This is a genomic window from Streptomyces sp. NBC_01233, from assembly GCF_035989305.1.
In the GTDB taxonomy this organism is placed as follows: Bacteria; Actinomycetota; Actinomycetes; order Streptomycetales; family Streptomycetaceae; genus Streptomyces.
Map to the genome: position 1 here is coordinate 5,429,798 of NZ_CP108514.1, position 19,380 is coordinate 5,449,177.

21 protein-coding genes and 1 pseudogene are annotated in these 19,380 nt (G+C 70.4%); 9 read left to right on the plus strand and 13 right to left on the minus strand.

The window, feature by feature from the left end; all coding sequences use genetic code 11:
• Nucleotides 1–4: 4 nt before the first annotated feature.
• The gene (locus OG332_RS25885; RefSeq protein WP_327415724.1) at nt 5–649 is read left to right on the plus strand and encodes an imidazolonepropionase-like domain-containing protein; all 645 of its coding nucleotides are present in this window, start codon (nt 5–7) and stop codon (nt 647–649) included.
• On the opposite strand, the gene OG332_RS25890 is transcribed toward OG332_RS25885, so the two are convergent.
• The 6 genes from OG332_RS25890 to OG332_RS25915 form a co-directional block, all read right to left on the minus strand.
• Complete coding sequence (locus tag OG332_RS25890; RefSeq protein ID WP_327415725.1) at nt 615–980, minus strand: response regulator transcription factor; 366 nt, start codon at nt 978–980, stop codon at nt 615–617. The two genes, OG332_RS25885 and OG332_RS25890, sit on opposite strands and share 35 nt — an antisense overlap.
• A gap of 45 nt (nt 981–1,025) precedes the next feature.
• Complete coding sequence (locus OG332_RS25895) at nt 1,026–1,922, minus strand: DUF3152 domain-containing protein (RefSeq protein ID WP_327415726.1); 897 nt, start codon at nt 1,920–1,922, stop codon at nt 1,026–1,028.
• Between the two features lie 161 nt (nt 1,923–2,083).
• The gene (locus tag OG332_RS25900) at nt 2,084–3,058 is read right to left on the minus strand and encodes a hypothetical protein (RefSeq protein WP_327415727.1); all 975 of its coding nucleotides are present in this window, start codon (nt 3,056–3,058) and stop codon (nt 2,084–2,086) included.
• Between the two features lie 92 nt (nt 3,059–3,150).
• Nucleotides 3,151–3,549 (minus strand): hypothetical protein, encoded by a 399-nt coding sequence (locus OG332_RS25905; protein ID WP_327415728.1) that lies wholly within the window; start codon nt 3,547–3,549, stop codon nt 3,151–3,153.
• A gap of 192 nt (nt 3,550–3,741) precedes the next feature.
• Complete coding sequence (locus OG332_RS25910) at nt 3,742–4,140, minus strand: hypothetical protein (protein ID WP_327415729.1); 399 nt, start codon at nt 4,138–4,140, stop codon at nt 3,742–3,744.
• A 57-nt stretch (nt 4,141–4,197) separates the two neighbouring features.
• Nucleotides 4,198–4,602, minus strand: a complete 405-nt coding sequence (locus OG332_RS25915) for a hypothetical protein (RefSeq protein ID WP_327415730.1) — start codon at nt 4,600–4,602, stop codon at nt 4,198–4,200.
• A 268-nt stretch (nt 4,603–4,870) separates the two neighbouring features.
• On the opposite strand from OG332_RS25915, the gene OG332_RS25920 reads away from it, so the two are divergent.
• The 5 genes from OG332_RS25920 to OG332_RS25940 all read left to right on the plus strand — a co-directional run bounded on the left by OG332_RS25920 (nt 4,871) and on the right by OG332_RS25940 (nt 10,145).
• Nucleotides 4,871–6,391, plus strand: a complete 1,521-nt coding sequence (locus tag OG332_RS25920; RefSeq protein WP_327415731.1) for a peptidoglycan-binding domain-containing protein — start codon at nt 4,871–4,873, stop codon at nt 6,389–6,391.
• Entirely contained in the window at nt 6,388–7,140 is a 753-nt protein-coding gene (locus OG332_RS25925) for an ABC transporter ATP-binding protein (protein ID WP_327415732.1), read from the plus strand. Before OG332_RS25920 ends, OG332_RS25925 begins: the two co-directional genes overlap by 4 nt.
• A complete protein-coding gene (locus OG332_RS25930) occupies nt 7,137–8,414 on the plus strand; it encodes an ABC transporter permease (RefSeq protein WP_327415733.1) in 1,278 nt (425 codons plus the stop codon). Before OG332_RS25925 ends, OG332_RS25930 begins: the two co-directional genes overlap by 4 nt.
• A gap of 103 nt (nt 8,415–8,517) precedes the next feature.
• Nucleotides 8,518–9,210 carry a demethylmenaquinone methyltransferase gene (locus OG332_RS25935; protein WP_327415734.1) on the plus strand — a complete coding sequence of 231 codons (693 nt, stop codon included), beginning with the start codon at nt 8,518–8,520 and terminating at the stop codon, nt 9,208–9,210.
• Nucleotides 9,211–9,248: 38 nt separating this feature from the next.
• A complete protein-coding gene (locus OG332_RS25940) occupies nt 9,249–10,145 on the plus strand; it encodes a glutaminase (protein WP_442816374.1) in 897 nt (298 codons plus the stop codon).
• A 61-nt stretch (nt 10,146–10,206) separates the two neighbouring features.
• Here the strand turns inward: OG332_RS25940 and OG332_RS25945 are convergent, their stop codons facing one another.
• The 4 genes from OG332_RS25945 to OG332_RS25960 form a co-directional block, all read right to left on the minus strand.
• The gene (locus OG332_RS25945; protein ID WP_327415736.1) at nt 10,207–10,947 is read right to left on the minus strand and encodes a hypothetical protein; all 741 of its coding nucleotides are present in this window, start codon (nt 10,945–10,947) and stop codon (nt 10,207–10,209) included.
• A gap of 29 nt (nt 10,948–10,976) precedes the next feature.
• Complete coding sequence (locus OG332_RS25950) at nt 10,977–13,208, minus strand: glycoside hydrolase domain-containing protein (RefSeq protein ID WP_327415737.1); 2,232 nt, start codon at nt 13,206–13,208, stop codon at nt 10,977–10,979.
• Between the two features lie 334 nt (nt 13,209–13,542).
• Nucleotides 13,543–13,911, minus strand: coding sequence for a hypothetical protein (locus tag OG332_RS25955; protein WP_327415738.1), 369 nt, complete (start codon nt 13,909–13,911; stop codon nt 13,543–13,545).
• Between the two features lie 18 nt (nt 13,912–13,929).
• A complete protein-coding gene (locus OG332_RS25960; RefSeq protein ID WP_327415739.1) occupies nt 13,930–14,448 on the minus strand; it encodes a GNAT family N-acetyltransferase in 519 nt (172 codons plus the stop codon).
• Between the two features lie 97 nt (nt 14,449–14,545).
• Between OG332_RS25960 and OG332_RS25965 the strand changes: the two genes are divergently transcribed.
• Entirely contained in the window at nt 14,546–15,829 is a 1,284-nt protein-coding gene (locus OG332_RS25965; protein WP_327415740.1) for a geranylgeranyl reductase family protein, read from the plus strand.
• A gap of 34 nt (nt 15,830–15,863) precedes the next feature.
• Here OG332_RS25965 and OG332_RS25970 read toward each other — a convergent pair whose 3' ends face one another.
• Together OG332_RS25970 and OG332_RS25975 are read right to left on the minus strand one after the other, a co-directional pair.
• Entirely contained in the window at nt 15,864–16,160 is a 297-nt protein-coding gene (locus tag OG332_RS25970) for a hypothetical protein (RefSeq protein ID WP_327415741.1), read from the minus strand.
• Between the two features lie 52 nt (nt 16,161–16,212).
• Nucleotides 16,213–16,643, minus strand: a pseudogene (locus OG332_RS25975) (ABC transporter permease); the annotation flags it as partial.
• Between OG332_RS25975 and OG332_RS25980 the strand changes: the two are divergent.
• Nucleotides 16,618–17,310 (plus strand): hypothetical protein, encoded by a 693-nt coding sequence (locus tag OG332_RS25980; protein WP_327419584.1) that lies wholly within the window; start codon nt 16,618–16,620, stop codon nt 17,308–17,310. The pseudogene OG332_RS25975 and the gene OG332_RS25980 overlap by 26 nt on opposite strands.
• A gap of 77 nt (nt 17,311–17,387) precedes the next feature.
• On the opposite strand, the gene OG332_RS25985 is transcribed toward OG332_RS25980, so the two are convergent.
• Nucleotides 17,388–18,239 (minus strand): C40 family peptidase, encoded by an 852-nt coding sequence (locus tag OG332_RS25985; protein ID WP_327415742.1) that lies wholly within the window; start codon nt 18,237–18,239, stop codon nt 17,388–17,390.
• 779 nt (nt 18,240–19,018) lie between these two features.
• On the opposite strand from OG332_RS25985, the gene OG332_RS25990 reads away from it, so the two are divergent.
• A complete protein-coding gene (locus OG332_RS25990; protein WP_030010013.1) occupies nt 19,019–19,378 on the plus strand; it encodes an NADH-quinone oxidoreductase subunit A in 360 nt (119 codons plus the stop codon).
• The last annotated feature ends 2 nt before the right edge of the window (nt 19,379–19,380 follow it).

The following is a 19,380-nucleotide window of genomic DNA, read 5'->3' on the forward strand; positions in this document are numbered from 1 at the left end:
CACGATGCTGACGCTTCACACCGCCGAACTCCTCGTCCCCGGGCCGGGTTCCGCACCGCTGCCCGGCGGTGCGGTCCTCGTCGAGGGCGACCGGATCGCCCGCGTGGGGTCGTACGAGGATGTCGCCGCGGCCTTTCCGCACGCGCGCACCCGCCGCTGGCCCGGGGTGCTCACCCCGGGGCTGCAGGTGCGCGGGGCGGACGAGCTGCTGGAGCGGACGTACTACCCGGACGACCCGTACGAGGTTCCCGAGCTCGGCGCCGACCCGATCAGCGGCGAGGCCGGGCTGGACGCCCTGAAGATGACCGAGGCGCGGTGGGGCCACAGCGCCCGGCGCGGCACGCAGAAGCTCCTCGCGCGCGGGGTGGTCGCGGTGTGCGGCCGCTTCACGATCGCGTCGGTGCGCACGGCGGTGACCCGCTCGGGGCTCTTGATCCTGCCGCCGGCCGCCTACGAGGGGCGGCCCGCCCTGGATCCCCTCGCCGGCCGGGACACGGCCGGGCAGGCCTTCCACGGGCTGCTGGAGCCGGGCGTCGTGGCCCGCTTCGCGGTCTTCGCGGTGGCGGACGAGGCCGAACTGCCGGTCCGGGGCGCGACCACCTGCGTGGCCACCGTCATCGGCGGGCGACTGCTGCACCGCCGTCGCTGAGGGAGCCGTCCCCGGCGCGCCGGGTGTCCTCGCGGGCGAGGGCCGCCAGCAGACAGGCCTGCAGCCGGCTGATCCCGCCGAGCTTGGCCCGTATGTTCACGACGTGGAACTTGACCGTGCTGACGGACAGTTGGAGCTCCACGGCCAGCTCCCGGTTGGACGCCCCGGTGGCCAGGCACAGGAACACGGCCGACTCCTGCTCGGTCAGCTGTGCCTCGGCGGTCTGCGCGTCGGCGGGCAGGGCCTCGCCCGTCGTCTGCGGCCCGGCCGGTTCCCCGTACGACTCGTACGAGGGGAACCACGAGGGGACGCTGAAGCTGACGACGCGCACCGATTCCACTCCCCCCGAGCCGTCCTCCTGCGGACGGCTCTCCCCCTAAGGGACGCGTGGACCGGACAGGTAGGTTCCATTCGCGTCGTACGGCCATGCGTTGGCCTTGCAGCCGTTCAGGCCCTTGATCTGCTGCATCATCGCGGGCGCGGGCTTGCCGGCGCCCGGGCAGCTCTCGTGCTCGCGGCCTATCTCGTGCCCGACCTCGTGGTTCACGATCAGCGCCCGGTACTCCTCCACCGGCCCGTTGAACTGCGGCGAACCCTCCTGCCAGCGCTTGAGGTTGACCACGACGGTGTGGCCGGCGCGGCAGTTGGTCTCGCCGATGAGCTCGGGAGTGACCACGTCGCACAGCCGGTCGGTGGTCGTCGGCGTCGCGATCTTGACGGTGAAGTCCACCGGCTGGCCCGCTCCGACGAGTTGGAAGCCGTACGCCGGGTCCCGGGTCCAGCCGCGCGGATCCGAGAGGATCGACTCGACCGAGCGGGCGGCCGACTCCGGGTCGACCCCGCTGCCCTCCTCGACCTCGATCCGCCAGCGCAGCGCGGGACCCTTGCCCTTCGCCGCGCCGGCGGTGGTGGAGCCGGTGAAGACGCCGGGCCGGGCGGGCGTCGCGGCGCCCGAAGGCGTGCCCGACGGCTTCTGGGAGGGCGCGGCGGAGGACGGGGACGGCGAGGGGGACTGCTGGCCGCCGTTGGGGACCGGGTTCCCCGCGCCGTCGGCGGACTCCCCGTCCTGCGGCTCGGGCTGGACCGCGGCACGCCCCCCGGCCGCCGTGGCGCTCTCGTCCTGGGGGACCAGCGCGTACGCGGTCGCCGAGACCGCGACGAGCGCGGCCGAACCGAGGAGGATGGTGCGCCGCAGCCGCTTGCGCCGCTCGGCCCGGCGCCTGGCGCGCGGGCCGTTGCGGCTGGAGCGACCGGTGGAATGGCCTGCCGGCATCGTGAAGCCCTTTGCTCGTGGCGGCCGCCACGGATCCGGCCGCTGATCAGCACCATGATCCATTGGGTGACCGTCACCGGGCCGCACCGTCCCCCAGTCAACGTGCCCCGGCCCCCGGGCGGAACTGTCCTTCGGACCAGTTTGCCCCACCCGGCCGGGGCTCAGCCGTTGCCCGTGAGCTGGGCGGCCAGCCGGAGCCGGTCCTCCATCTGCTTCTTCGCCAGGTCGAGGGTCTCGGCGTTCTTCTCGATCACCCGCTTCTGGTACGCGGTCTGGACGGTGTGCCAGACGCCCACCAGGTTGGTGCGCTCCTTGCAGGCGACGTCCTGCTGTGCCGCGGCGATCGCCTGCGGCGAGCCCGGCGCCGACTGGAACCCGAGGTCCTCCTGCGGAGACACCGGGTCGTCGCTCTTGTAGCCCTTCTCGGCCATGCAGGCCGACCACTCGGCGGTGACCTTGCGGACCCTGCTGTCCTCGCCGGCCCTCAGGTAGGAGTCGGTCGCCATGTTCTGCGGGAGCATGATGTCCACCGCGTCCTTGGTCGGGGCGTAGAGCTTGAGGTAGCTCTCGCGGCGGCACCCGCCGGCCGGCACCTTCTGCCCGTCGACGGTGATCGCGCCCTGGCCGGTCTGCTCGGCCTCCTCCTGGCTCATCGGCACGGGCTTGGAGGGGTCGACTTCCTTCTCACCGTGCAGGAACAGCGACTCGTTGGGGCCGAGCTGCGCCGCGGGGGCGGGCCGCTCGCCGCCGCCGGAGGCGAGGTCGGGGTTGCTGTAGCCGTAGCGGGCCGCCTGCTCGGCATCCGAGACCCCGTAGAGCCGGGCCCGGTCGTTCAGGACCCTGTCGCCACCCTGGCCCGTGTAGCGGAACCCGTACCGCTTCATGCACTGTTCCACCAACGTGTTCTGAGCTCGCGTCAGCAGGGTGACCCGCTCGCCGCGCAGGATGTACGCATCGAGCGGAAGCGTGAGCTCGGCCGAGTTCAGGATCCGCGGAGCGTCACCTGCCTCGGGCTCGCGGCCGTCGCCGTCGGCGCCGGAACCCGTCGAGGAGCACCCGGTCAGGGTGAGCGCGGTCAGCAGCCCGGAGGCGGCCAGGAGGCGGGGGAGGGTGCGAGAGGGGTGTGAGGAGGTCATCGGTGCTCCGGGAACAGCGGTAGGGGGCCGCGGTACGCCGCCCCACCCGGCGTGGACGGGTGGGGCGGCGTACCGGTGGAACGCTCTGGTCGTCAGCAGTTGCGGGCGGCGGAGGAGATCCTCTTCTTGAAGGTCGCCGAGGCGTTGCCCCGGTGCCCCTCCGGAATGAAGCCCTTGTCACCCCACATGCCGGAGTTGGTCCAGACGAAGAAGCCGCAGCTGTTGTTGATGTACGACTGCGTGTTCTCGTTGACCATCTGGCCGGCGCAGCTCCGGGACCCCTTGAAGAAGTCGTCGCCGAAGTCCTCGTCCGTGGCCCTCAGGTCGAAGACGGAGTTCTGGTAGTTCGTCTGGCAGAAGAGGCCGAACTCCGTGTTGTCGAGGTATCCGTCCTTCCAGCCGTCGGCGTTGGCGGTGCCCATGCCGAGGCCGAGGGCGGAGAGGGTGAGGGCGGCGGTGGCGACGCCGCGCAGTGCGGTGCGAGTACGCATGAGGTTGTTCTCCCGTTATCAAGACTTGTGGTCGGTGAGCTGAATGACGTTCTGTCGACTCGCGCGCACGCCCCATGGACCGTTCGGCCAAAGGCCGAAAAGTCCAGGTCGCGCGCCAGTCAATGTGAGGTGCTCGTCCCCCGCAACCGGTTTTGGATCAAGGAGCGGCGTACCGGTGAGACGCCCTGGTCCTCAGCAGCCCGGGAGCGCGGAGGAGATCTGGTCCTTGAACGTGTCGGAGGCGTTGCCGCGGTAGCCGGCCGGGATCGTGCCCTGGCTGCCCTGCCACTCGATGTGGGTGTTCACGTACCAGACGCAGCCCGACCTGTTCAGATAGGAGCGGGTGTTGTCGTTGACGTTCTGGCCCGCGCAGCTCCTCGAGCCCTTGAACCAGTCGTCGGTGAAGTTCCTGTCGCGTGCTGCGAGGTCGAAGACGGAGTTCTCCTGGTTCTCGTAGCAGAACAGGCCGAACTCGGTTTCGGTGAGGTAGCCGTCCTTCTCGGCGGCGTTGGCGGTGCCCATGCCGAGGCCGAGCGCGGAGAGGGTGAGGGCGGTGGCGGCGACGCCGCGCAGTACGTTGTGAGTAAGCATGAGTCGGTTCCCCCGTTGTCAGGTCTGGCGATCCGTGGTCGTGGAGCGTCGCGTTCGTCAGCAGCCGGGGGTCGTGGAGGAGATCTGGTCCTTGTACGTGGCGCTGGCGTTGCCGCGGTAGCCGGACGGGACCGAGCCCTGGGCGCCGGTCATGCCGATGTTGGTGAACACGTACCAGACACAGCGATCGCCGTTCTTGTAAGAGCGGGTGTTGTCGTTGACGTTCTGGCCCGCGCAGCTCCTCGACCCCTTGAACCAGTCGTCGGTGAAGTTCTCGTCGGCGTACCAGAGGTCGAAGACGGAGTTCTCCTGGTTCTCGTAGCAGAACAGGCCGAACTCGGTGCTGGTGAGGTAGCCGTCCTTCTCCCGGTCGCCGGCGTTGGCCGTGCCCATGCCGAGGCCGAGGGCGGAGAGGGTGAGGGCGGTGGCGGCGACGCCGCGCAGCACGTTGCGAGTGCGCATGTGATTCCTTCTTTCGTTGTCAAGTCCGTTGGCCTGTGAGGTAGGTGACGTTTCGAAAGTCATTCGCAGACCACCGGGGCTGTTCGGTTAGAGTTCGAAAAGTCCAGGTCGCGCGCCAGTTAATGCGAAGCGTTCGCACTCCGCAACTTGGTTTGGATCAAGCGATTGCGCGTGGGGGCCCTCACTCAGAGGGAGTTGACGTGTCGTCATGGCGGTGGGGCTGCGCGGCCCGGGTCGTCGGGGGAGCGGGATGAAGGAGTCGGAACTCGTGGTTTCTCAGAAGGTCCCGGCGCCGGCCGGGCTTTCGCGCCGTCGCCGCTGGATCGGCGCGGTGGCGGGTGGGGCCGTCCTGCTCACCGCGGTCGGTGTGGGGTCCTCGTTCGTGATCAAGTCGCCCGCGCAGGCCGCCGCGGAGGCGGGGCCGCCGCCGGTGGACGTGCTGACGTCCCGGGTCGAGAAGAGGGTGCTCCGCGACACGCTCATCGTCCGGGGTACGGCGAGCGCCGCGCAGACGGTCCAGGTCGCCCCCTCCGCCAGGGGCGAAGGGGCCGGGGCCGCGGTGGTGACGAAGCTGCCGCTCACGCAGGGGAGCGAGGCGGGCGCCGGCCGGGTGCTCATGGAGATCTCAGGGCGCCCGCTGTTCGTCCTGCCCGGAAAGACGCCCGTGTACCGGGACCTCAAGCCCGGAGCGACCGGTGACGACGTCGCACAGCTCCAGCGGGCGCTGGCGGCGATGGGACACGGCAGCGGCGGCGACAAGGCCGGCCAGTTCGGCGCCGGCACGAAGACGGCGCTGACCGCTTTCTACGCCTCCATCGGGTACGACCCGGTGCCGGCGTCGACGGACGGCGGTCAGGCCGTGACCGCGGCCCAGGACTCGGTGAGCGGAGCGGAACGGGCCCTGCAGGACGCACGGGCGGCCGCCAAGGCCGGGGGGCCCGGAGGCGGATCGACCGGATCGACCGGATCGACCGGAGCGGCCGGGGCGTCGGGTACGCCCTCCGGCAAGCCGGTCTCCAGCGGTTCCGACCCCCAACTGGCGGTGACCCGGGCCCAGGAGGACCTCGACAAGGCCCGCCGCCGGCTGTCGGAGGCCCAGGCCAAGGCCGGACCGATGCTGCCCGCCGGAGAGGTGGTCTTCCTGGACGGGCTCCCCGCACGGGTGGACGCGCTCAACGTGGCCATCGGCAGCAACGTCTCCGGTACCGCGATGACCCTGTCCGCCGGGGAGCTCGTGGTCCGGGCACAGCTCAAGGAGCACCAGAAGGGTCTGGTGCGCGCCGGACAGAAGGTGGAGATCCAGTCCGAGGTGAGCCGCATCACCGCGGCCGCCCAGGTGCAGTCGGTGGACGACAAGCTGTCCGTCCCGAAGGCCGCCGCCCCGGCCGGCGGGCCCGGCCAGGGATCGGGTCAGGGCCAGGGTCAGGGCCAGGCCCAGGGGCCCGCGGGACAGCCGGGCTACGCCCTCGTCATCCGTCCCGACCAGCCGCTCGACCCCTCGCTCGTGGGGCAGGACGTGCGCCTGACCATCGAGGCGGCCGCGACCGACGGGGCCGCTCTCGTCGTGCCCGTGAGCGCCGTGTCGGCGGGTGCGGACGGCCTCACCAGCGTGACGGTCGTCGACGCCTCCGGCGCCCAGCGCCGGGTCGGGGTCAAGGCGGGGACCGTCGGGGACGGCTTCGTCGAGGTCGTGCCCAGCACTGCGGGCACCCTGAACGAAGGGGACAGCGTGGTCACCGGCGTGAAGCAGACTCCGGCGGCTCGCGGCGGAACGGCGGGCCGGCCGTGACGCAGACCCCGAACGGGACGGGCGCGCCGGACGCCCCGGACGCCGGGGACGGGCCGCCCGTCATCGAGTTCCGGCAGGTCGGCCTCACCTATCCCGGGCCGCCGCCGGTGGAGGCGTTGCGGCCCGCCGATCTGCGGGTGGCGGCAGGCGAGTTCGTCACCGTCGTCGGTCCCTCCGGTTCCGGCAAGTCCACGTTCCTGAACATCGCCGGGCTCCTCGACGCGCCCACCTCGGGCACCTACACCCTGGACGGGATCGACACCGGCACCCTCGGGGACGCGGGGCGCACCGCGCTGCGCGGCAGCCGCATCGGGTTCGTCTTCCAGTCCTTCCACCTCCTCGCCCACCGCTCGGCCGAGGAGAACGTGGCCCTTGCCATGCTCTACAACGGGGTCCCGCGGCGCGAACGCGCGCCCCGGGCACGGGAGGTCCTCCAGCGGGTCGGGCTGGGACACCGTGTCGACGCGCTGCCCGCCCGGCTGTCGGGCGGTGAGCGGCAGCGCGTGGCCATCGCCCGCGCCCTGGTCGGCAACCCCTCCCTGCTGCTGTGCGACGAACCGACCGGAAACCTGGACACCGCCAACGCGCAGACCGTCCTCGGTCTCCTGGACGAACTGCACCGGGACGGGATGACCATCCTCGTGATCACGCACGATCCCGAGGTGGCCCGCCGAGGCGGGCGGACGGTCACCATCCGGGACGGCGTCCTGTCCGAGCGCGCCGCGGAGCACGCCGAGGTGACCGCATGACCGGTCGCATCCGGACCCGCATCCGCATCCGGGGCCGCCGGCCGGAAGGGCCGCCGCGGAGCCTCGTACGGCCCTCGCGGCTGGCCGTGCGCGACGCGCTCGCCGAATCCCTGGCCGGGATCCTGCAGCGCCCCGCCCGTTCGATGCTGACGGCCCTGGGCACCGTCCTGGGCGTCGGTTCGTTCGTCGCCATCCTCGGTCTGACGGCGACGACCTCGTCCCAGATCGACGCCCGCTTCAGTGTGCTCAGTGCCACCGAGGTGACCGTCGAGGACGTGGCCCGGAGCCGGAACGAGTTCGCCGGCCCGGGCTTCCCCGCCGACGCGGACGAACGGGTCGGACGGCTGGGCGGCGTCAGGAACGCCGGTGTGTACTACGGCGTGCGGCTCCCCTCGGGCACCACCGTCAGCTCCTCTCCCGTCGGAGCCGAGGGAGGCGAGCGGCTCGACGTCGTCGCCGCGTCCCCCGGCGCACTGCGGGCCGCCGTCCCCGCACTCGACCAGGGCAGGCTGTTCGACGACTACCACTCCGAGACCCGGCAGCGGGTCGCGGTCCTCGGCGCGGCCACCGCGGCACGGCTGGGGATCACCACCGTCGCCACGCACCCGGCGGTCTTCATCGGCGAGGAACCGTTCACCGTCGTGGGGATCATCGGAGACGTGGAGCGCAAGGCGGACCTGCTGCTGTCCGTCGTCGTGCCCCGCACCACGGCCGAGGAGGTCTTCGGACCTCCCCAGGGCAGCGACGCCAGGATGCTCATCGCCACCGAGCTGGGGGCGGCCCAGCAGGTCGCGGAACTGGCCCCGACCGCGCTGCGTCCCGACCATCCGGAGTACCTGAAGGCGGTCGCCCCGGCGGATCCGAAGAGCCTGCGGACGAACGTCTCCTCGGACCTCGGCCAGCTCTTCCTCGTCCTCGCCGGAATCTGCCTGATCATCGGGGCGGTCGGTATCGCCAACACGACCCTGGTCGCCGTACTGGAACGCACCGGCGAGATCGGGCTGCGCCGCGCCCTGGGCGCCCGGGGGCGCCACATCAGCCTGCAGTTCCTGGCCGAGTCCGGGGCCCTCGGCGCGCTGGGCGGGCTCGTGGGCACCTCCCTGGGCAGCGTGACCGTCGTCCTCGTCGCGGTGATCAGGGAGTGGACGCCGGTCATCCACCCGCTCACGGTCCTGGCCGCGCCCGCCATCGGACTGCTCACCGGAGTGCTGGCCGGCCTCTACCCGGCGTGGCGGGCTTCCCGGATCGAGCCGGCCGAGGCACTGCGCCGCTGAGCGGGGCGAGTGCCGGGGGAGGCGGCACCGGCGGGGGCGGCGCGGCCTGAGAGGATGGGGCCGTACCCGCCGATCCGCATCGCACACCGAGGGGCGAACGCCAGTGACAAGGGCCTCCCTGGACAAGCAGCCGCACGAAGTCGCCTCCATGTTCGACAGGGTCGCGGCGAACTACGACCTGACCAACGACGTCCTCTCCCTCGGCCAGGACAGGGTGTGGCGCAAGGAGGTCGCGAAGGCGGTCGGCGCGCGTCCCGGGCAGAAGGTCCTCGACCTTGCCGCGGGCACGGCGACCTCCTCGCTCCCCTTCGCCGCGACCGGCGCCTACGTGGTCCCCTGCGACTTCTCGCTGGGCATGCTCCAGGAGGGCAAGAAGAAGCACTCCTGGCTGCCGCTGACCGCCGGCGACGCGACGAAGCTGCCGTTCAAGGACGACGTCTTCGACACCGTGACGATCTCCTTCGGCCTGCGCAACGTCCAGGACACCGACGCCGCCCTGCGCGAGCTGTACCGGGTCACCAAGCCGGGCGGCCAGGTCGTGATCTGCGAGTTCTCGCAGCCCACGTGGGCGCCGCTGCGGACCGTCTACACGGAGTACCTGATGCGCGCGCTGCCGCCGGTGGCCCGCGCCGTGTCGTCCAACCCCGACGCGTACGTGTACCTCGCCGAGTCCATCCGCGAGTGGCCGGACCAGCCCGCGCTCGCCGCGCTGCTGCAGAAGGCCGGCTGGTCCCGGGTCGCCTGGCGCAACCTCAGCGGCGGCATCGTCGCGCTGCACCGGGGCATCAAGGGCTGACGGCCGTGCCCGACGCCGCCCCCACCGACTACGGGCCCCTGCTGGAGCGGATCGCGGCCGACATCGCCCCGCTGCTGGGCAGCGGCACGCCCGCCGAGTACATCCCGGCTCTCGCCGAGGTGGACCCGCGGCACTTCGGGATGGCCGTCGCCGACCTCGACGGCAACGTCTTCGGGGTGGGCGACTGGCAGGTCCCCTTCTCCGCGCAGTCCATCACCAAGGTCTTCGCGCTCGCCCTGGCCCTGGCCGAGGGCGGCGACAGCCTGTGGGAGCGGGTCGGCCGGGAGCCCTCCGGCAACCCGTTCAACTCGCTCGTACAGCTGGAGTACGAGAACGGCATTCCGCGCAACCCGTTCATCAACGCGGGCGCGCTCGTGGTCACCGACCGGCTCCAGACCCTCACGGGCGACGCGAGCAGCGAACTGCTGGAGTTCCTGCGGCAGGAGAGCCAGAACCCCGACATAGGCTTCGACGCCGAGGTCGCGGCCTCCGAGCAGGAGCACGGCGACCGCAACGCGGCCGTCGCCCACTTCATGGCCTCGTACGGGAACATCGACAACCCGGTGCCCGCACTGCTGGAGCACTACTTCTGGCAGTGCTCCATCGAGATGACCTGCGCCGACCTGGCCCGCGCCGGGCGCTTCCTGGCCCGGCACGGGCTCCGGGCGGACGGCTCGCGGCTGCTGACGCGCAGCGAGGCCAAGCAGATCAACGCGGTGATGCTGACCTGCGGGACCTACGACGCGGCCGGTGAATTCGCTTACCGCGTCGGCCTGCCGGGCAAGAGCGGCGTCGGCGGCGGCATCGTCGCGGTCGTCCCGGGCCAGTGCGTTCTGGCGGTGTGGAGCCCGGGCCTGGACGCCCGGGGCAACTCGGTGGCGGGCGTGGCCGCGCTCGACCGGTTCACCACGCTGACGGGGCTTTCGGTGTTCTAGACCGGCGCATGCCGGTGCAACGGGTCCGGACCGTGCGTGGTCCGGACCCGCTGCCACCTGATCAGGACTGCTGCGCCGCCAGACGATCGGCAGAACTCCGGCGCTGCGGCTGGAGGGTGTCCACGAGGACACCGGATCCCTGCCCGGGGGTGTGGTTCCAGTCCCAGACCTTCGCCGCGACCCTGCCGAGCCGTTCGTCGCCGGGCGGCACGTCGATGTAGAAGAGCGCCTCCTCCGGCTTCGGGTCGTCGCCGCCCCAGCGCACCACGCCCTCGCAGTCGGCGAGGATGTCCCGCAGGGTCAGCTCCTGCATCGGGTAGAAGCCGCCGCGCGCCCCGGCGGGGTAGGAACCGGGCCGGATCCGCACGGCCGTACCGGACGCCAGGTTCGACTCGGGGAGCCCCTTGCGCACGGAGCCGGGCTTCACCCAGCCGACGACGTCATCGGCCCGGAGGGCGTCGACCTCGTAGTGGAAGCGGCGGACCACGTGGACCAGGAGGGTCTCGACGTCGGCCATGCGGACCTGGATCCCCCCGACCGGGAGGCCGGTGACGGGCCGGGTGTAGATGCTGCCGTGGTCGTCCGCGACCTTCTCCATCTCCCACTCGTTCTTCGAGGGGATGCCGGTCTGGACGCGCTTCTCGCGTTCCTGGGCCTTCTTGATGGCGTCACGGACGTGCGCCGGGTCCGGGGAACTGCCGGCGGCGTGGGCGGGGGTGGCCAGCTGTGAGCCGACCGCTACGCCGACCGCCACGAAGGCGGCCCGCCGCAGGACCGTGCGGCGAGAGATCTTTTCAGTCACTTCTTGTCTCCTCGTACCGGTGGCCGGCGTCAGACGTTCCGGGATATGGAGTTGTACTTCTCCATGATTTGGTAGAGCGCCAGGCGCTTCTTCGCGTGCTCCACGGCCACCGAGTCCTCGGTGCCCTGGTACCGGCGCAGGATCTGGTAGATCTCGCTCTCCGTGTAGTCCAGGCTCATGGGCCGCAGCGGCTTTTCGGCAGGCGAGTTGCCGGGCGCGCCGGCGGCGTTCCAGAGGTGGACGAGGGGGACGCTCTGGATGGCGAAGTAGTCCTCGTTCCGGAGGTCGTCCCACACCTCGAACTTGTCTTTGTCACTGCTGACGTTGCGGATCGTGCCCGTGGTGTAGCCGTTCTGGATGGCGTAGTTCCACGCCAGGACGGCGGTCTTCCCGAACATTTGGGCGATTCCGGTCGAGCTGTCCGCGAACCCGAGGCCAGACTGGAACTGAGCCTGGACGCGCACGTCCGCGGCGAGGTCGACGGCGTCGATGTGCCGCATCTCCCAGTAGCACGACGTCTGGATGAGGGCCTTGCGCATCTTGTACTTGTAGGCGAGCTGAGTGATCACCGTGTCCCACTCGACGACGACCCTCTGGAAGCACGTCTCGTTGCCGTACGTCCTGACGCCACCGTCGTTCGGGAAGCCGATGGACTCCATGTACTTGCCGACGTCCGTCCGCATCGCCCCGATGACACTGGAGGCGAGGTTGGTGTCCGGGAGCGGGGTGCGGGGCGCATTGAACGATGCCTGCCCGATGTCGCGCCCCGACGCGATGTTGACGTCGATGTTGATCGCGCCGTCACCCGAGCCGACGGTGCGGGTGACGATCTGGTCGTAGGCCCAGTTCGGGGGCATCGGGTAGCCGAAGTTGCCGGAGAAGCCGGACGACATGTCGGAGACGAACGAGGCGGTGGCGTGACCGGCCTCGCCGACACGGGTACAGACGTTCCGGGGTCCGTAGACACCGATGCCGAAGCGGTTGCCGTCGTCCGCGATGGCGTCCTGGATGCCCTTGAAGTGCGGCAGGACGCTGCTCGACACGTCTTGGTCGAGCGCGTCGAAGTCCACGGCGAAGAAGATCCGTGTCCCGGTCTTGAAGCCGTGGTCCAGCGCCGCGTTGATCGCGGACTGGCCTGCGGCACGGCCCAGGGGGTAGCTGAAGTCCGAGGAGTCGCGGCCGAAGGTCTGGTAGATCGGGAAGCAGCGGAGCCCGCTCGCGGCGATGGTCTGGAGCTCGCCCGGCTGGATCGCCTTGTGGCGCAGCGGGTCCTTGTCGTCCTTCGGGGGGACCGGGTTGGTGAGGTACCGGCCCACGTATTTGATGCCCTGGGCCTTGAGGGTGGCGGCCCGCGCGGGCGTGATCAGCGTGATGCCGTCGCACGCCTCGCCGTTGCGGGACTGGTCCCCGTACGAGACCAGCAGGGAGGCCCAGGTGGAGAAGTTCCCGGTGCCGGTGACGGGAAGGTTCACGAACGACTGGAAGGCGCTGACCGCGTAGGAGAGGGAGTCGGTGAAGCTGTCGGTGAAGGAGGCCGGGCGTTGGTTGAGGACCATGCCGGCGGAGAAGAGCCGGACCCAGGTGCCCGAGGAACCCGTGGAGACGGTGTGGTTCTTCAGCCCGTTCTGGGTGCCGGGTCCGAAGACGCCGTTCGCGGTGCCGTCGGCCATGCCCAACTCGTACTGCACGGCGAACAGCATGGACTTCGCGACGTCGCGGGAGTGGTGGCCGTCTGCCGGGATGATGTAGAAGTCCCGGCGGTTGACGTAGGAGCCGTTCAGCCAGCGCTGGACGGCCCGGATGTTCTCCGAGCCGCCGTTGACGGTGACGTAGGCGTCCATGTTGAGCAGGCCCTTGAAGACCTTGGGAACGAGGGTGTCGCCGGGGTACGTGGAGTCCACCCCCATGTCCTGCTTCAGCTTGGCGACGGACGCCGATACGCGGGAGTTGTAGGTGCCGTCGAACGAGCCCCCGTCGTAGCCCTTGCAGTAAAGGGCGGCCTGGATGATCGAGGCGACGTTCTTGTTGGGCACCGTGCTGCTGTTGAGAGCCGGGTATTTCGACTGGAGGGCATTCAGCGTCGTGGGCCCGAAAGTGTCGGACAGGGTCGTTATGCCGAGCTCGTACTGAAGGGCACGGGTGAGTGCGAACATCACCTTCCAGCTGGTGACGCCGTTTTCGACGAGCGGCTCGGTGCCCAGCTTTCCGCGGTAGGCGGTATTGAGCCAGCTCTGGGCCCTGAGCACCATTTCGTCGGCCATGCGGGAACTCCTGTCGGTGCGGTCGCAACCAGGTGGGGCACCGGCCCGCCGCAGTGGCGTGTGGGCTGATGGGCGCGGGTGCGCGTGACGGGAGCGCTCTAGAGCAGACCGATGTGTCCCCCCGGCACCGGTCTGACGATTTCGGATGGTGGCCGAAATTGCCGCGCTTGTTGATCAACCTATCGGAAGGATCCTGTGCGAACCGGTCCGGACATCTGCTTCCGGGGAGATTGGCGTGAAATATTCTGTTGCGATCCGAGGCGAAGTGCAGGTATGGCGAGGGTTGTTCGATTGCGGGGGGAATTCTTGAATCGATGGGTCCGTATACCGTGTGCTACGGAGAGCAGGACGGTTCGCCCGGACGGCATTCCGTGGCGAACTGGAAGAAGAGGAATACGAGGAGGCACACGGCGAGGGACACGGCGCTCATGACGGCGAAGCGCCGGCGCACTCGCCGGTGCCCTCCCGCGTATGCCAGCACCAGCCCGGCGACGGGAGCGACGGCCACGCCTGTGAGGGCCACCCACACCAGCACCGTGGAGGGGCCCCAGAAGAACCTGTGGTCATGTGACCAGATGCCGAAGCGGGCGCTGACGAGGAAGGCGATCGGAGACGTCGCCCACCACACGGTCAGCGCGGAGGACATCCGCGTGACAGCGGCAGACGGAGAACTGGAGTCGTCGACGGAGTCGTTGGAGGACACGGACCGCTCTCTTCTGTTCTAAAGGGTGAGTTCGTAGCGGCGGGCGGGGTTGCCCGACGGGGTGGTGAACTCCCGCGCCAGCACCATGCCCAGCCGTTCCGCGACCGCCACCGAGCGGTCGTTGCGGGCGTCGATCATCGCCACGACCCGGGTCAGGCCGGCCGCCCGGACCCGGTCCAGCGTGGCCAGCGCAGCGGCGTACGCGTAGCCCCGGCCCCACGCGGAGCGGCCCAGCCGCCAGCCGATCTCGATCTCCCCGACCGGCCCCCACTCCTTCTCCCGGGGCCACGGCTGGGCGCCCGTGAAGCCGATCACCGCGCCCTCCCCGTCCAGCAGGGTCCACAGGCAGTAGCCGAGCTGGGCGTCGTGCATGCGCTGGCGCGCGGTGATCTCCTCGTACGCGGACAGTTCCGCGGGACCGCCCAGGAACTCCATGACGTCGGGGTCGGCGAAGACCGCGTGCCAGGCGTGCGCGTCCTCGTCCGTGGGCACGCGGAGCTGTACGGCGGGAAGCGGCCGGGTCGGCGAGGTGGTCATCGGAGGCACCCTTCGGATCGTGATCTCTCTCGCTGCATAGACTGCACATGTCCGGTGCCGTTGGGCACCCTTTATCGAGCCTTCGGGAGACCCCGCAGTGACCGAGCTCCTCTCCGAACACTCCGCGGACGTGATCGTCGTCGGGGCCGGGCCCGCCGGCTCGACCACCGCCTACTACCTCGCCAAGGCCGGATTGGACGTCCTGCTGCTGGAGAAGACGGCGTTCCCGCGCGAGAAGGTCTGCGGTGACGGCCTCACCCCGCGCGCCACCAAACAGCTGGTGGCGATGGGCATCGACATCTCCGAAGAGGCCGGCTGGCTGCGGAACAAGGGTCTGCGCATCATCGGCGGCGGCCAGCGGCTGCAGCTGGACTGGCCGGAACTCGCCTCCTACCCGGACTACGGACTCGTCCGCAAGCGCGACGACTTCGACGAGACCCTCGCCCGCCAGGCGCAGAAGGCCGGCGCCCGGCTGTACGAGCGCTGCAACGTCGGCGAGCCCGTACGCGACTCGCGCACTGGCCACATCACCGGCGTGCAGGCGAAGCTGGGCGAGGAGAAGACCCCGGTCACCTTCCACGCCCCGCTCGTCGTCGCGGCCGACGGAAACTCCTCCCGGATCTCCCTGGCGATGGGCCTGCACCGGCGCGAGGACCGCCCGATGGGCGTCGCCGTCCGCACCTACTTCACCTCGCCGCGGCACGACGACGACTACCTGGAGTCGTGGCTGGAGCTGTGGGACCGGCGCGGCGCGCAGGACCGGCTGCTGCCCGGCTACGGCTGGATCTTCGGCATGGGCGACGGCACCTCCAACGTCGGCCTCGGCATCCTCAACTCCTCCTCCGCCTTCAAGGAGCTGGACTGGCGCGAGGTCCTCAAGGCCTGGTGCGCCTCGATGCCCGAGGACTGGGGCTACACCCCCGAGAACATGACGCAGCCGATCCGCGGCGCGGCCCTGCCGATGGCCTTCAACCGGCAGCCGCACTACACCAAGGGCCTGCTGCTGGTCGGTGACGCGGGCGGGCTCGTCAACCCGTTCAACGGCGAGGGCATCGCGTACGCCATGGAGTCGGGCCAGATCGCGGCCGACGTCATCGTGCAGGCGCACGCCCGGGCCACCCCGGCCCAGCGCGAGCTGGCGCTGCACAACTACCCGAAGGTGCTCAAGGAGACCTACGGCGGCTACTACACGCTGGGCCGCGCCTTCGTGAAGCTCATCGGCAACCCGAAGGTCATGAAGGTCGCCGCGCAGCGCGGCCTGACGCACCCGGTCCTGATGCGGTTCACGCTGAAGATGCTGGCCAACCTGACCGACCCGACGGGCGGCGACGCGATGGACCGCATCATCAACGGCCTGTCGAAGGTGGCCCCGAAGGCCTGAACCGGGCGGCGGCGCCCGTGCGGGCGCCGCTCGTTCAGTCCTCCCCGTCCGCGGTCGTGGCTGCGGCCGCGTTCGCGTCCTCGGTGTTGGTTTCCGGGTCCGGGCGGCCGTGCACCGTACGGACGCACCTCGCCAGCAGCACCAGCCCGCACAGCAGCAGCACGCCCGAGGCGGTCCAGCCGAGCCCCAGCGTGAGCGGGTGCCCCGGCTTCTGCCAGGGGCGGGCGGTCGTCAGCAGCCAGCCCCCCACGGCGAGCAGGCCGAGCCCGAGCGCGCCCGGGACGGCGGTGGGGTCGCCGGCGCCGCGGGGCTCGTACGGCTTCGGATTCACGGGACCACCACCTCCGGTGACGGGTCGGCTCTGACGTTCAGGGTGCCGCCCGCTATCTTCGCAGGGCCTCGGCCGGTTCCACACGGGCCGCCCGCCAGGCGGGATAGAGCCCCGCCAGCAGCCCGGTGACCAGGCCGACCAGCGGGGCCGCGGCGACGGTGACCGGGTGGATCACCGGGGTCCAGTCCCGGGCGAGGCAGACGGCGACCACGGTCAGCTCGCCCAGCGAGGTGCCGACCAGCCCGCCGAGCGCCCGAGGGCCGCGGACTCGGTGAGGAACTGCGCCGAGACGTGCCGGCCGCGGGCGCCGAGCGCACGGCGCAGCCCGATCTCCCCGGTCCTCTCCAGCACCGCGACGAGCGTGGTGTTGGCGATCCCTACGGCCCCGATGACCGGGCAGATCCCGGCGAGCAGCAGGAAGAGCGCGCTCAGGTCGGACGTCACACCGGAGCGCAGCGTGCGGGGGTCCGGCGGCGGGACGGCCGAGGACCGGCACCGGTACCCCTTCGGCCTGGCCGATCCGGCGTACGCGGCGGCCCACGGGTACGACAAGTACGCGGGGGAGGGAATGCCGGCCAAGTCCCCGGTCCCGCAGCTGAGTGACAGCGCCTACGTCGTGATGAACGGCGAACAGCCGGGCGCCCAGAGCGGCGCGGCTCCCGACGCGAACACCGAGGAGGAGGCCGCGCAGCTGGACAGCGGCCTCACCGCGGGCGGGCAGAAGGTGCCGGCGGGCGGGTGCGCGCGGGAGGGGTACCGGAAGCTGTACGCGCCGACCAAGGACAGCGTGGACCTGCTCTTCACGTTCGGGCCGGCCTCGGAGGCGCACGAGCGGTCCCGGCAGGACTCCCGGGTCGTCGAGATGCTGAAGAACTGGCCGGCATGCATGGACAAGTCGGGATACGGCGGGATTGCCACGCCGTACGAGGTCATCGAGAAAGCGGGCCTGGAGAACGACAAGGGCGGGGCGAAGGCCGTCACGGCGGCCAAGGCCGATGTCGCGTGCAAGCGCGAGGTGAACCTCGTCGGGATCTGGGCCGCGGTCGAGAAGGCCTACCAGGGGCGGCTCGTCGAGGAGCACGCCGAGACGCTGGCGCTCTACAAGAAGCAGCGTGACGCCCGCTTCAAGCTGGCGGCGAGCCTCGTCTGAGGCGCGCCGAAGGGCCGGTACTCCACCCCCGAGCGGGGGAGTACCGGCCCTTTCGTGCTTCGTGACGATCCGGAGGATCAGAGGACGCGGACGGCGCCCGTCGGCTTGTCGTAGCTCAGGTTGCGCTCGACGATGCCCGTGCTGGGGTTCTGCGCGCCGACGAACTTGCCGCCGCCGACGTAGATGGCGACGTGGTACGCGCTGCCCTTGGAGCCCCAGTACAGGATGTCGCCCGGCTGAAGGGCGTTCAGGGACACCGAGGTGCCGGCCGAGGACTGCGCCTGGGACATGCGCGGCAGGGAGATGCCGGCCTGGCGGTAGGCGGCCTGCACGAGACCGGAGCAGTCGAACGAGGACGGGCCGGTGCCGCCCATGACGTACGCCTTGCCGACCTGCGCGCGGGCGAAGTTGACGATCGCGGCGGCGGAGCCGGTGGCCGGTGCGGTGACGGTACCGGTGCCCTGGGAGCCGGCGGAGCCGGAGCCGGAGCCGGAGGCCGAGGTGCTGTTGAGGGAAGTGCGGGCGGTGGAGCGGGTGGCGCGCTCGGCCGCGGCCTTGCGGTCCGCCTCCTCCTTCTCCTTCTTCTCCTCGTCGACCTTCTTCTGGGCCTCTTCCTTGGCCTGCTTCGCCTCGGCGGCGGCGCCGGTGCGGGCGCTCTCCTCCTGGGCGGTCAGTTCGCCCTCGACGGCGGCCAGGCGGGTGTTCTCGGCTGCCTTGGTGACGGCGGAGGAGACCTCGGCGGCCAGATCCAGGTTGAGGACCGGCATTTCGAGCGTCGTCTCGGCCACGGGCTCGGACGGGGACGCGCTCGCGGTGCCGGCCATGGCCAGGGTGCTGAGGACGCCACCGGCAACTCCGGCGCGGACCGCGAGCTTCGAGGCGCTACGACGGGGCTTCCGGTGGCTGGGTATGTGAGCGGTGTGGGACATGAGGACAACCGCTATCAGGGCGTCCGGGGTCCCTTCAAGAAACGTGGGTTGCGCCACAGTTGCCCGCGAACGGCGCTAACCGGGCGCGCCCGGCTTCTTATTGACGCCGTAACGGACGAAACGGACAGGCCTTCGCGAGGCTGTGATCATGGGGTTTCTGAATTAAGTCCGAATTGATCCACGACCTACCATCCCTCCGTACAGATGGCCAAGCCCTCTTTCGGAAGCGCGGATTCAGAGTGGCGCAGGTCACAGGAGCGTCACGCGATGCGGACGCTGTGGCCCGTCCGTGACCTTCCTGTGAAGGGGCCGAAAGGTTCGTGAACGGATGCACGCGCTCGGCGCGCTCCCCGACCCCTCGTCCGCCCCGCGTCCACCTCCGTACACACCGGCTCCCCCGACCGGGCGACGCCGATCTCCTTACCACCCCGGTGCCTGTGGTGCCAATTTGCCTGCACAGGCCACCATTTGATAGTGCCGTGCGCCTTCTACCTGCGGTAACGGGGTTGGATGTCACCTTTGGTGATCATGTGGATGCTTCACGTATGAAGATCACCACTCGTTGGGCTTCATGATCGTTCGTCAGGTGGTGGAGATCACAAACTCGGTGTTGTAACCCGTGTCGCAGATCACAGACGGGCGGGCATAAGATGCGCACCAGTCCGGCTTGTGAACTGCCTCACATGCGAGCGCTCGATCACGGCGCGATCTTCGCGAGGCGGTGCACGCGGTGCCGGCGGCGGTCCAACGGTCAAGGACGACTGGAAGGAGCGAGGAGCGTGAATGCGTACGCACCCATCCTCGTGCTCGGCGCCCTCGGCGCAGGGTTTGCGATCTTCTCCGTGGTCATGGCCACGCTGATCGGCCCAAAACGGTACAACCGGGCGAAGCTCGAAGCCTACGAGTGCGGCATCGAGCCGACGCCGATGCCGGCCGGCGGCGGCCGCTTCCCCATCAAGTACTACCTGACGGCGATGCTCTTCATCGTCTTCGACATTGAGGTTGTCTTCCTCTACCCCTGGGCCGTCACCTTCGACTCCCTGGGGATCTTCGGGCTCGTCGAGATGCTGCTCTTCGTGCTCACCGTCTTCGTCGCCTACGCCTACGTGTGGCGCCGCGGCGGCCTGGAATGGGACTGAGG